A 13,038-nucleotide genomic window follows, 5' to 3' on the forward strand; every position below is an offset into this window, starting at 1 on the left:
TGAAAGAGGAAGGAATCGGTGAGTACGCTGAATAATCCTAATCTAATATATGAATCTCCTGCGACCATATTGCAACATTTGATTCGTTTTAATACGACAAATCCGCCTGGAGATGAGGCGGATTGTATAGCTTACATTGAAGAGCTGCTTCATCAAGCTGGCATTGAAACGACCATTGTTGCTAAAGAGAACGATCGACCTAATCTGATTGCACGAATAAAGGGGAGTGGAGCAGCACCTCCGCTTCTCTTATATGGACATGTAGATGTTGTTGGCGTTGACAAACAAGTATGGAGTCACGATCCGTTCGGCGGAGAAATCCATGACGGTTATATCTGGGGACGCGGTAGCCTTGATATGAAAGGTGGTATCGCAATGATGGTATCTGCTTTTCTTCGCGCACATGGGGAGAGAACGCATTTGCAAGGCGATATCATCTTGGCTATTGTAAGCGATGAAGAGGCGGGAGGCGATCTTGGAGCTTCATTCCTAGTCGACAACTATGCGAAATACTTCGAGGGTGTTGAATATGCAATCGGTGAGTTCGGAGGTTTCTCGTTCCAAGTAAGTGGTCGATCGTTCTATCCTATCATGGTTGCAGAGAAGCAAGTTTGCTGGCTAAGGGCTACTCTGAGAAGTGAAGGTGGACATGGTTCTCTGGGGCAACAGAATGGATGCATGGCACAATTGGGCAAGCTCCTTCAGTCACTTAACAGTGCGAAGCTGCCGATACATGCGACTCCAGCAGCAACTTATATGATAGAATCTATGGCTGCAGCATTACCAGCTATTGCAGGAATGGTGTTAAGAGGACTGCTGCATCCAAGCCGAACTGATCTCATTCTGAAGCTGTTAGGAGATAAGGGGAAGCTGTTTCAGCCGCTTCTACGCAACACGGTAAGCGCTACAGTCGTTCGCGGCGGAGAGAAAATAAACGTGCATCCAAGTGAAATTATTGTGGAGCTTGATGGAAGACTATTGCCGGGTTTTACATCAGAGCAATTTATTGCGGAGCTTCGCAAACATATTATTCAGGATGATGTTGAGCTTGAAGTTATACGGTATGAGCCTATCCCAGCAAAGCCTAATATGGGGATGTTTAAGCTGTTGTCGGATGTGCTGACAGAAGCAGATGGGGCTGCAATACCAGTACCAATGCTGCTGCCAGGAGGAACGGATGCTAGACATTTCGCCAGATTAGGTATTCAAACGTATGGATTTTTGCCGATGCGACTGCCTGAGGATATTAATTTCTCTGCACTCATTCATGCAGCTGATGAACGTGTACCTGTAACTGCAATTGATTTCGGAGCGCAGGCTATTTTTCGTGTATTAGAGAGATATGGAAAAGCGTAGCTTATTGAAGTTGAACAACATGAGAAGGTCGTTGGAGGTGTAAGTCGAATTGAGCGCTGAAATCGTTGTTTTAGAAGTTCCAGCCATTATAGATACGAAAGATTATAATATGCTCTTAAGTCTTGTTTCAAATGAGAAGCGATCCAAAATAAATCGGTTCCGCTTAGTTAAGGACGCCTATCGCGCATTGCTAGGTGATGCACTTATTCGTACAGCTATTATGAGTCGATTAGGAGTACCGAACGAAAGTATCACATTTAATTATAATGAGTATGGTAAACCTACACTCGCAAGATGTGAAGGGTTGCATTTTAATTTATCCCATTCAGGAGATTGGATAGTAGCATTTATTAGTACTTACGAGGTTGGTATTGACGTTGAAGAAGTACGGTCGATTGATATGAATATAGCAAGCTCCTACTTCGCAAAAGAAGAGTACAGGGATCTATTAGCTAAATCTGAAGGGGAGCGTACTGCATTTTTTTATGAGCTATGGACACTGAAGGAAAGCTATATTAAAGCTAGAGGAGAGGGGTTATCTATCCCTCTACATTCGTTCGCTATCGAATTTCAATCTGATCGCAGCATTACATTGAAGCCTGACGGGGATTCTGTATTTTTTAAGCAATATGATCTAGCCCCGCATTACAAAATGGCTGCTTGCTCGTTTGCTAATAAGTTTCCGTCAACGATAAGTCATTGGAGCATTGAGGAATTACTCGTGCAGCTTTCATTCGATTGGTCTCTCCGAAAGATATAATCCATTAGAATGTTCTACCTTTCCGAAAATGGACAAAACTCACTTATAGAACTACGGCATAAGGCCGTCGGAAAAGCAGCTTGCCTGCTAGTACGACGGCCTTTTTTCCTTTACCATCCAAATAAGTCTGATATCCTTAATGAAGGGGTGTTTAATCTTATTCCTTATTAAAAACAGATAGAGCAAGGCTTGCCCCATAGGCAGGCCTTTTTGGTTTGAACGATTTTTTTAGTATTACTAGAAAAGCCAAGATCACTATTGTAAGCAAATTAATTTCAACTTATGATTAGAAAATTATAGGAGAATAATGAGGTGAGTGCATCTGTTGAAGATATGGAGAGATAAATATGTCATTGGTATGATTGCAATGACTCTTCTATGGGGACTCTTCATCTGGTTGGAGATGCAAGATCAGAGGGAAGCACCCAATATTGAACGGGGTGTTCTTGATCTAAATGGATGGGATTGGGAGGGGAATGGTATATTTCCTCTTGATGGTGAATGGATGTTTTATCCCGATGCTTTACTTACACGAGAAGAGACACAAGAGCTTAAACCAACAGAGTCATTTATTACTGTACCAGGAAATTGGGACGGCTGGAAGAAGACAGATGGAAGTGAGATGAAGGGGCAAGGGTACGGAACGTATCGACTCATTATCCAAAATGCTCCAAAGGATCGTACACTTGCAATAGCGAAGCAGTACGTTCGATTTTCGGACAAAATCTATGTCGATGGATTGCTCCTAGGCCAATCAGGAACGCCTGGTTTTTCACGAGATAACTATGAGCCACGCAATGTGCCCTATACTGCTTTTTTTCGTGCGGCGGGGGATGAAATAGAAGTTATTTTGCAAGTTGCGAATTTCGATTTTCTCAGCGGAGGTGTCTTTAATTCCATCGAATTAGGGACTGGAAATGAAATAGCAACGCGAAATCATTTTCGCTCGGCACTTGAGTTAATGGGCGTAGGTATATTAATTCTCTTTATGCTACTTTTTTTGTTTCTTTACTTCGGGTTCGATCGAAATCCGTTACTCTTATTATTTGGAGCATTTTCGATTTGTTATGCTCTTGGCATAATTACGAACGGAGAACGATTATTTCTGCAATTGTTTCCTGATATCCCATTTGAGTTAGCTTTCAAAGTGAAGTACATATCGGTTTATATGATTCCTGGTCTAATGTTTTTTATTGCAATGAAACTTATTGAAAATTCTTGGATAAAACGATGGCTGTTTATTTCAGTCGTCATTATGTCGCTCTACGGCGCTGCTATTGCTATATTTCCATTCCGAGTGTACTCGCTGCTTCAGGGGCCCTTATATTTGTACACGATTATCATTAATATGCTGTTAGTAGCAGTGTTAGGCGTTCATTATGTCAAACGTAGATTTGGGCAGCTGAATGTACAGCAATTTCAATTGCTGCTTGCTGGAGTGTGGCTTCAAGTTCTAACTTGTGTAGTCACCCTGTTGAATACAGCGAACTATATTCCATTAGTACTGACAAACATATCAGGTCTTTTATTATTAATATCTATTGGACTTCTTCTTATATCACAATATATAGGAACTTACGATTCAATGAGGCGTTTAACACATCAACTGCAAATGGCTGATCAGATGAAAGATGAATTTCTGCTCATAACATCACATGAGTTAAATACGCCGCTGCATGGTGTTATTAACGTGTCACAATCACTTCTATCTGTACCTCTCAAAAAAATGAATGAGCGGGAGCTTAAAGATAAACTTCAACTTATTCGTAATACTGCCTACCGGATGTCCAACATGGTTAAGGACATCATTGATGCATCACATATAAAAGACGGGCGCTTGGAGGTACGAGCCTCTACGGTTGATCTCGCAACTTGTGTAACCGTTGTTATGGAAGTGTTCGGCTTTCTGGCTAAAGGGAAAAATGTTCAACTACATCAACGTATAGCGTCTGATGCCAGGTATGTGAGTGCTGATGAGAATCGTCTTTTACAAGTCATGTACAATGTGATCCATCATATTTTGAGACATCGTCATGATACGATTGTGTGGATTGAAAGCAGTACAGATAGAGGTAATGTACGTATTGATATTGAATTGAAGAACACTTTAGCTAGTCATTTCTCTCCTCATGAGGCGGAAGAAGAGAGCAGGGAAGGTTTTGCAAGAAGTATGTCGATTGCGCGAGAGTTGATAGAGCGTATGGGGGGAGCCTTCTCCGTAAATGAGTCCTCGGGAGCAGTCACCTTTTGGCTGGCTTCAGAACGACGAGCTCATTCATCACCATTGGATGTATCAATTGTAGATACCTATGATGAAGTTGCAACAAACTCAGAATACTACGAAATAGAGAAAAATATTTATAGTAGTACTGGCATTGAAAACAGCCTCGGTACGATTGTTGTAGCATCAGCTGATCCAATCGATGTAGAGCATTTATATAGTATGCTTACATTGGAGGGCTTCAGTGTACATTGCGTCGGAACAGATGAGGAAGCTTATAATCGCATTACTGGGGCAAAAAGACCCGATTTAATCATAGTGGACGTTATGCTTCCAGAGGGCAATGGTTATGAGCTATGTAGAAAATTAAGACGACATTTCAATCACGCAGAACTGCCTATTCTGCTAATTAGTGCTCGCAGCACGCCAGCTGATATCGAAGCAGGTATTGTTTCTGGAGCAAGTGATTTCATTACAAGACCCTTTGATGCAGGTGAGGTTCGTGTTCGAATCCATACATTGTTCGCCATGAATCGATTAGTAAAGGAAGCAGCATTAAATGAAATGGCGTTTTTGAGATCGCAAATTAAACCTCATTTTCTATACAATGCACTTGGCACAATTATGTCATTATGTTATACAAACGGCGAGCGGGCAGGGGAACTGCTTGGAAGTTTAAGTCGTTACTTGCGCATTATTTTTCACCTTGATAATACAGAAGAAACCGTACCTTTAGGTAAAGAGATGGAGCTTATCCAAGCTTATGTAGATATTGAGCGGGAGAGATTTGGTACAAGGCTGCGGGTAGAGCTTGATGTGGACGAGCAGTTGTACAACTATCGTGTAATGCCGTTAACGATTGAGCCACTTGTAGAAAATGCGATTCGTCATGGTGTGTCCAAAAAAGTTGAAGGCGGAACGGTCCGCTTAACGATAGCTAGACATCTGGATCTTATAGAAGTTGTCGTAGAAGATGACGGCATTGGCATGACAGTCCAGCAGGTGGAAGCAATTTTTGCACCTGGTACGCCAGATCAAGGTGTTGGTTTCCGTAATATTATGAGACGATTGCTACACCTGACAGGCAAACCGCCTAGTATTGAGAGTGTACCTGGCGAAGGGACTAAAGTAACGATTTGGCTGCCGCCCCTCCAATAATCAGGATGGATTTATATGTAAAACCTTGTTTCAGATTATGTTAAGTACCGTCTGTTAAACTAGGATGCATCGGAAGGGGGGCGCGATATGATTTCAGCATTTTTAGTTGATGACGAAGAACATGCGTTAAACCTATTGGAGATGTTTCTACACAAAACGGGTGAAATTCAGACAACAGGCAGATTCAACAATGGGTATGATGCACTTCAAGCAATTGAAACGACTAAACCAGAAGTTTGGTTTCTTGATATTGAGATGCCCGGAATGAATGGCATGGATCTTGCAGAAAGAATCCGCAGCTATGATCCAGAGGCAGCGATTGTTTATGTAACTGCGTACGATCAGTATGCGATTAAAGCATTTGAGCTAGCTGCAATGGATTATCTTTTAAAACCAATTGAGCCAATTCGATTAAATGGGACGATAGCTCGGTTGAAAAAAGGTATTGAAGGAAAAAGTGTAGAGGTTGTCTCTGACATAAAAGATGAAATCACTAATTCACTTAGCATTCGCTTATTAGGTGCATTCTATGCTTCGACAGATAGTGGCGGCGTTTATAAATGGCGTACTGCAAAAGAAAAAGAGTTGCTTATTTATCTTGCCTTGCAAAATGGAAACCCAGTCCACCGAGATCGTATTATTGAAGATTTGTGGCCAGATGATCCTTATCTGAAGGCCAAGGTTTATTTGCATACATGTATTAGCTTAATTCGTAAACATCTGAAGCAACTGGGACTCGATGGTGTTGTCGTGTATGAGAAGGAAAGATATGTGCTTGAAGCAAGTCGAATAGAAGTGGATGTACTTTGCTTCAAAAAAAGAGTTGCAAAGCAGATGAGTGGCACTGCAATGCAAATTGATGATGCAGTTGAAATGATGAAGCTATATAAAGGTAACTTACTGCAAGATGAGGATTACCCATGGGTTTCCCAAGAAAGTGAGCATCTTATAGGCACGGCTTCAGAATGGTTTCTTAAGATTGCTGAAACCTATCTGAGTCAACAGAAATACAGACAGGCGATTGAATCGGCAGACCGGGTGATCTATTTGTCCCCATGTGATGAGTCAGCGTATTGTATTCTCATGAATGCCTATAAGCAACTTGGACATACTGAATATGTACTACGCACATATCGGCAATTAATAGATCGACTTGGAGAGCTCCACATTAAACCATCCTCAACTACACAGCTCATTTTTGAAGGATTAATTTCGCCCGAATACGGGCGTTAATTATAGCCTTTCAAAAAAAGTTTTGGTAATTAACGGAGTTTTGGTGTTTGAAATTGCGATTGTCCCGATAATGTGTTATAGTTAGTAAATCGTATATGAGACTTTAGGTCGCATATTGGAAATGGTTGCGATGCTGCCTTTTCGATGTGTGACTTTTTTAATGTCCATGTAACATTCAGTATTAGGGGGAAATAACAATGCAACAAGGTACAGTTAAATGGTTTAACGCAGAAAAAGGATTCGGATTTATCGAGGTAGAGGGCGGCGACGATGTATTCGTACATTTCAGCGCAATCCAAGGCGACGGTTTCAAATCCCTTGACGAAGGTCAACGCGTAGAATTCAACGTAGTTCAAGGTCAACGTGGCCAACAAGCAGAAAACGTTGTAAAACTGTAGTATTTGAATCAACCGCTACCCTGCCTCAGCGTAGGGTAGCTTTTTTTCTAGGGAAAAAGAAGGAGGGACATGTCAATGTATTACTCCCGTAAGAGACCAATGGCAGAACTGCCCAATGAAATGACATCCATTTGGTCATGTACAAAGGCAGACTGCAACGGATGGGTAAGAGAAAACTATTCATTCGAAGACGTTCCGACTTGTTCCCAATGTCTGTCTCCAATGGTCCGCACGATGAAAAGTCTTCCGATTTTAATGGGATCTAATTATGGGTCAAAGGCTGAGGTTAAGAAACAAGAAACAAAGGATCTGAGCCCATCTTAGTAGATGTGAGCTTACACAACTAAGATTCTGAAATCCACAATCGAGTGCGGGTGTGGATTTTTTTTGCGCTTATACTAATCACATTAGTTTATTAGTGCGAATATGATGTACTCGCATAAGAAGGGGCTGCCCTAAGTAGAATTTTCTGCTTAAGGCAGCCCCTTGCATGGTTATAGATGTTAAACGTTGTATTACGATTTTAAATCAGTGGGCTGAGTCACTTTGTTCCTTGGATTTCCACCCCATGACCAATACGTCCACACACGAAGCAGCCACTCGACAGGACCAATCTTAAATCTTTTTAAGTACCAAACGCTGCCGAATACTTGAGCCGAATAAACAAGTAATGAAACACCGATACCGGCTGCTATGCCAATTTTTCCGTATAGCCCTAATCCGTAGCCATAGAAAATAGTTGTGCATATGATTGATTGCATTAAATAGTTAGTTAGTGAAAGCTTGCCAACGGCGGCGAATCGTGATGTCATTGCAGAGGTTTTGATATGGGATAATAGCCAGGCAGCACTGAGCAAGTAGCCAAGGGCGAGAATACATCCAGCACTTACTAAATAGCCTAGAGTGAAAAGGGACATACCAGTATCTTCCCCGCCACCGCTTTTAAATAAATCAGGCCAAACAAAGTATAACGACTTACCGGCATAGCCTAGAAGAAGAAAGATAATTGCTTTTTTAAAATAACTAGTTCTCTTCGTTTCAGGCTTCAAGAACCAGTTTTTCTTCGCTGCATATATTCCGAATAGAAACATGGGCAATGACAGTAGTGCTGTAAGTACTAACGTTAGTGCCATCTTCATGCTGCCATCGTCTTCTGATTCAGATGAGCCAGTGCGCTCTTCCATTATTTCTAAGTATGTACCCTCAGAGTATATAGGAATAGAATCTTTAATGGAGCGCTCAGTCTTAGCAGGATCCCCAGTCGATGTACCCGTTTCAAATCCACTACCTGCAAGTCCGATTAGTCCAGTTAATGAGATCAGTACAACGCCCCAGATTAGTACGGTCTTGGCTTTGCGTTTCAAAAATAACAATAGGAAGAAACCCATTAACCCATAAAATAAAAGAATATCACCTTCCCACACAAAGATGGAATGAAGTAGGCCAAGTGCCAGCAACATCACAAACCGACGAGCAAGGACCCGCTTAGGTTTCAGTTCTTTGACTTCAAGACCTTCCATCATCTTGAATAAACCATAGCCGAAAAGAAACGTAAAGATTGGCATAAAGCTGCCTTCAACGGCAATCTTCATAAAAATGTGCATCCCATGATCGAATGAGGATGCGTTAAATAGATCAATCTTGTCTTTCCCCAACAGCCCATATTGAAAAATGAGCATGTTTGATAACAAAATACCGAGTAAACTAAAACCACGTATTGCGTCTACAAGTGTTTGTCTGCTTGTATTTACTGTCATTTTATCTCACCTCAGCAATTAGTTTACATCTCGTAGTTTACCATTATGTTATGAACAGCTTAAATTTACCTAAATTTGGTGAATTTATTTAAACAGAAATTAAGGTTTGTTATAAGACTCTGAGATCTTCAATCGCGTCCGGGTATGAACGTATAAGAAAAAGCTGCTCTTAAGTAGAATTTTCTACTTAGGAGCAGCTCTTCACAGGTATACGAATATCAAGTTTTTTATCTATACGTTTAGTTCATTTGCCTGAGTGGTCTTAGCCACTTTGTTCCGCGGTTTCCCGCCCCATGACCAATACGTCCATACACGAAGCAGCCACTCAACAGGTCCAATCTTGAATCGTTTCGTGTACCAAACACTGCAGAAAATCTGGAGCGTGTATACAAGTATTGCAACACCTATGCCGCCTAATATACCAACTTTACCGAATAAACCTAGGCCGTAGCCGTAAAAAATAGTTGTGCATATAACCGATTGCATTAAATAGTTCGTAAGCGATAGCTTGCCGACAGCTGCAAATCGCTCTGTCATTGCAGAAGCTTTCACATGAGAGAGCCACCATGCAGCTCCCATCAAATATCCAAGTGCAAGAATCGTCCCACCAGCAGTTTCACCAACACCGCTAACAATAAAATCAGGCCAGATATACTTTAATGATTTCAATATTAGTCCTAATACGATGAAGATGAAAGCCAGTTTTATATAAAATGCTCTCTTCGTTTCAGGGTTCTGGAACCAGTTCTTCTTAGCGGCATATATACCAAATAGAAACATTGGTGCCGTCATTAACGGAGCAAGCAACAATACAAACAACATCAGAAAATCGTCATCATCATCTATTGGAGAAGGGCCAGCACGATGATCATAAATTTCTTTATATGTGCCTGATGTATACACGGGTATAGAATCTTTAACGAACTGCTCGGTTTTAGCAGGATCGCCCATTATAGCTTTTTCATCACTTTTACTGCCCCCGAGGCCCATTAACCCGAATATGGAAAGTAGTACAATACCCCATATTAGTACCGTCTTCGCTTTACGTCTTAAGAACAGTAACAGGAAAAATCCCATTAATCCATAAAATAAAAGAATGTCGCCTTCCCACACGAAGGTAGAATGGAGAAGACCAAGCCCAAACAGTAAAATGAAGCGGCGAATGAGTACTCTGCGGGGTTTTAATCCCTTTGTCTCTAATCCTTCCATCATTTTACATAACCCAAAGCCGAACAAAAAAGTGAATATAGGCATAAAACTGCCTTCAATCAAAATTTTCACAACAGAGAGCATCCCCTTATCAAAGGAAGATACGTTAAATACATCAAGTTCATCTTTTCCCCACATGCCATATTGAAAAATGAGCATATTGGCTAATAATATTCCAAATAAGCTAAAGCCACGTATTGCATCTACGATTCCTTGTCTGTTCGTATTTGCTGTCATTATCTCTCACCTCAGTTATTATTGTACGATGTGAATTTTACCATTACGTTATGAGAACCTTATTTCTAGTTAAATTCGAGGGAAGGAGTTAAACGGGAATTAAGGTTTATATAGTAGACTTTAAGGTGGAGGGGATTCGAATTGGATTACTCAAATGCCAGAATTATGATGATTGATGATGAACGATCCATTACAAAAATGATAGAAATGGTGCTGCGCAAGGAGGGCTTCCGCAACTTGTATTCAGCAGGCACAGCAGCAGAAGCGCTTCGTCTTATCGAAAAGCATGGTGCAGATATCATATTACTCGATGTTATGCTGCCAGACCAGACGGGGTTTGAACTTTGTCCGAAAATAAGAGCCATCTCTAACGCACATATTATTTATTTAACAGCTCGCACCTCAGATCTCGATGTGTTGACTGGCTTTGCTACAGGTGGCGACGACTATGTAACGAAGCCGTTTAATCCGCTGGAGATTGCGGCGAGAGTGAAGGCTAGGCTGCGCAGAGGGAATCTGCCTGCTCAAGCTGCCTTTGAGGAGAGACGTCAACGTTACGACTTCGGAAGATTTGTGCTGGATGATGCGGCTGGAGAGCTGACTGTATGCGGCACTCCTGTAGCTTGTCCTGCGATGGTGTATCAACTGCTTCATTTCCTGTGCAAAAATCCTAACCTCGTTTTTTCTAAATCGCAACTATATGAAGCGGTATGGGGGATGGAAGGTGACGGTGACGATAATACGGTTATGGTTCACATACGCAAAATACGAGAGAAGATTGAAGCGAATGCAAGCGATCCACAGTTATTGTTAACGATCCGTGGACTTGGCTATAAGCTGGTGAAGGAGAAATCGTTATGAGAAGTGTCAGAAGAAGGTTGGCACTTCACTTCACCTATCAGACATTTTTATTGTTTTTATTTTCAATCATTTTGACAATCGCTATTATATTGCTTGTTATGCAGCTTGTAGTGAACAGGGATTTGAAAAAAAGCTTTCCGATGGGTGCAATAGAAACAATTATTTTGGAAACAGTGGTGGATGATGAAAAAGCAGATGTCCCGAAGCGATGGATTAAGCAATTAAAAGAGCAGCACTATTGGTTGCAGGTTGTGAACTATAAAGGTAAAGTCATCTTTTCTTCAAATACGCCTGATGACCTCCCCTCAGCATATGGACCTGGTGAGCTGTTAAGTATTCAGGATACGAGGAGATTTCGTTCATATGATGTGATGATGCAGCTTGATGACTCGTTGGAAAGATCTGCACTCTTTATGATGGGTTATGAAGATAAAGGGTTTAATGAAGTGAAATCACTTTTTAATACGTATTCGAGCGAAGGGTTATTTCGTGCAAAGGACGTAGAAAAGTTAAATGAAGTTCTACGTCAATCCAAAAAAACGATGCAAGTGATGAATAAAGAGGGGCAAATTATTCAAACAGCAGGATTAAAGCTCGTAAAGGATCATTACAAGCCTCTAGAGTTAATTCATATGGAAGCGATGCAGGGCAGCTATCCGACAGATGTATCCATTTATTCGGATGACCAATCCGGGTATTTCTGGATATTGCACGAAGAGAGGAAAGGCGGCTATGTGCAAGCGCCATTTATGAAAGAAGTGATATGGTTTGTTGGTATAATCGGAATAATTATACTTGTATTTACATTGCTATTGTCCATTTATCACGGTTATCGATATGGCAGACCGCTTATTTTATTTATTGATTGGTTTGGCCGTCTAGGAAAAGGACAATATGAGGATACCTTGTCAGATAAAGAACGTAAGCGATTGTATCGTAAAAATGGGAAATTACGCAGTCGGTATAAGTTATATCGGGAAATGATCGAAGGTTTCTACGATATGACGACGAAGCTAAACGCTATAGAGCAGGATCGTATTCGCTTGGACAAGACGAGAGAGGAATGGATGACCGGCATTTCTCATGATTTGAGAACACCGCTTAGTTCTATTCAAGGCTATGGTCATTTGCTCGAAAGTGGGCAATTTGAATGGACAGACGAGGAACTTAAAGATATGGGCAGTACGATACGGGAGAAAAGCGATTATTTAATTGATTTGATTCAAGACTTTTCTCTTGCATTCCAATTGAAAAATAAACAACTGCCATTTGTGGTACAAAAGATAGAGCTTGGCGAGTTCGTAAGACGTATCGTTTTGACATTTGTGAATGACAAGACGATGGGACAAATTAATTTTTTATATGAAGGCAGTACGGGTCCAATATATGTTGAGGCGAATGACAAGTGGTTTACAAGAATGCTCAACAATATCATTGTTAATGCAGTTAAACATAATCCTGCGGGTACGACAGTGACGATTATGACGAAGAAAGAGCAAGAAAGGGCAATTCTTATTGTATGCGATGACGGGGTAGGGATGGACCAAGAGACGTTGTCGAATCTATTTGAACGTTATTATCGTGGTACGAATACGGACGAAAGTAGCGATGGAGTTGGGTTAGGAATGAGTATTGCCAAATCTATTGCACTTGCACATCAAGGTCGCATTGAGGCAGAATCAATCATAGGTAGCGGCTCTATAGTAACATTAAGTTTTCCTATTTTCGATCAGCGAAATACGTTGAATCAATCATCATAGCAAGGAAGGGGACGCTCGCTTGAGCGTTCCTTTTTTTGTATGGGTTAATAAAATATGTTGCTATGGGTGCTGGCTTAATATTGGCTGA

10 protein-coding genes are annotated in these 13,038 nt (G+C 41.1%); 8 read left to right on the forward strand and 2 right to left on the reverse strand.

What is annotated here, in order from left to right:
- Positions 1-18: 18 nt before the first annotated feature.
- From MFF31_RS11550 to MFF31_RS11575, 6 genes are all read left to right on the forward strand, one after another.
- Positions 19-1,356 carry a M20/M25/M40 family metallo-hydrolase gene (locus MFF31_RS11550; RefSeq protein WP_238188132.1) on the forward strand — a complete coding sequence of 446 codons (1,338 nt, stop codon included), beginning with the start codon at positions 19-21 and terminating at the stop codon, positions 1,354-1,356.
- Positions 1,357-1,405: 49 nt separating this feature from the next.
- Positions 1,406-2,116 (forward strand): 4'-phosphopantetheinyl transferase family protein, encoded by a 711-nt coding sequence (locus MFF31_RS11555; RefSeq protein ID WP_238188133.1) that lies wholly within the window; start codon positions 1,406-1,408, stop codon positions 2,114-2,116.
- Between the two features lie 325 nt (positions 2,117-2,441).
- Complete coding sequence (locus tag MFF31_RS11560; protein WP_238188134.1) at positions 2,442-5,495, forward strand: hybrid sensor histidine kinase/response regulator; 3,054 nt, start codon at positions 2,442-2,444, stop codon at positions 5,493-5,495.
- 87 nt (positions 5,496-5,582) lie between these two features.
- Positions 5,583-6,728 carry a response regulator gene (locus MFF31_RS11565; RefSeq protein ID WP_238188135.1) on the forward strand — a complete coding sequence of 382 codons (1,146 nt, stop codon included), beginning with the start codon at positions 5,583-5,585 and terminating at the stop codon, positions 6,726-6,728.
- A 197-nt stretch (positions 6,729-6,925) separates the two neighbouring features.
- Complete coding sequence (locus MFF31_RS11570; RefSeq protein WP_197935941.1) at positions 6,926-7,126, forward strand: cold-shock protein; 201 nt, start codon at positions 6,926-6,928, stop codon at positions 7,124-7,126.
- Between the two features lie 75 nt (positions 7,127-7,201).
- Positions 7,202-7,450: a cold-shock protein gene (locus MFF31_RS11575; protein WP_238188136.1), complete on the forward strand. Its 249-nt coding sequence runs from the start codon at positions 7,202-7,204 to the stop codon at positions 7,448-7,450.
- 191 nt (positions 7,451-7,641) lie between these two features.
- Here the strand turns inward: MFF31_RS11575 and MFF31_RS11580 are convergent, their stop codons facing one another.
- Together MFF31_RS11580 and MFF31_RS11585 are read right to left on the reverse strand one after the other, a co-directional pair.
- Positions 7,642-8,883, reverse strand: a complete 1,242-nt coding sequence (locus tag MFF31_RS11580) for a DUF418 domain-containing protein (RefSeq protein WP_238188137.1) — start codon at positions 8,881-8,883, stop codon at positions 7,642-7,644.
- Positions 8,884-9,114: 231 nt separating this feature from the next.
- The gene (locus MFF31_RS11585; protein ID WP_238188138.1) at positions 9,115-10,329 is read right to left on the reverse strand and encodes a DUF418 domain-containing protein; all 1,215 of its coding nucleotides are present in this window, start codon (positions 10,327-10,329) and stop codon (positions 9,115-9,117) included.
- A gap of 165 nt (positions 10,330-10,494) precedes the next feature.
- Here MFF31_RS11585 and MFF31_RS11590 point away from each other — a divergent pair, with 165 nt between their 5' ends.
- Positions 10,495-11,190, forward strand: a complete 696-nt coding sequence (locus tag MFF31_RS11590) for a response regulator transcription factor (RefSeq protein WP_238188572.1) — start codon at positions 10,495-10,497, stop codon at positions 11,188-11,190.
- Complete coding sequence (locus MFF31_RS11595; protein ID WP_238188139.1) at positions 11,187-12,950, forward strand: sensor histidine kinase; 1,764 nt, start codon at positions 11,187-11,189, stop codon at positions 12,948-12,950. The genes MFF31_RS11590 and MFF31_RS11595 overlap by 4 nt, the downstream gene beginning before the upstream one ends.
- The last annotated feature ends 88 nt before the right edge of the window (positions 12,951-13,038 follow it).

The sequence above is a fragment of the Paenibacillus sp. L3-i20 genome, assembly GCF_022180385.2.
Taxonomy (GTDB): domain Bacteria; phylum Bacillota; class Bacilli; order Paenibacillales; family Paenibacillaceae; genus Pristimantibacillus.

Coding starts and splice junctions, on each gene's coding strand:
- MFF31_RS11595 (WP_238188139.1), top strand. CDS start 11,187: ATGAGAAGTGTCAGAAGAAGGTTGGCACTTCACTTCACCTATCAGACA.
- MFF31_RS11565 (WP_238188135.1), top strand. CDS start 5,583: ATGATTTCAGCATTTTTAGTTGATGACGAAGAACATGCGTTAAACCTA.
- MFF31_RS11585 (WP_238188138.1), bottom strand. CDS start 10,329: ATGACAGCAAATACGAACAGACAAGGAATCGTAGATGCAATACGTGGC.
- MFF31_RS11570 (WP_197935941.1), top strand. CDS start 6,926: ATGCAACAAGGTACAGTTAAATGGTTTAACGCAGAAAAAGGATTCGGA.
- MFF31_RS11580 (WP_238188137.1), bottom strand. CDS start 8,883: ATGACAGTAAATACAAGCAGACAAACACTTGTAGACGCAATACGTGGT.
- MFF31_RS11590 (WP_238188572.1), top strand. CDS start 10,495: ATGATGATTGATGATGAACGATCCATTACAAAAATGATAGAAATGGTG.
- MFF31_RS11575 (WP_238188136.1), top strand. CDS start 7,202: ATGTATTACTCCCGTAAGAGACCAATGGCAGAACTGCCCAATGAAATG.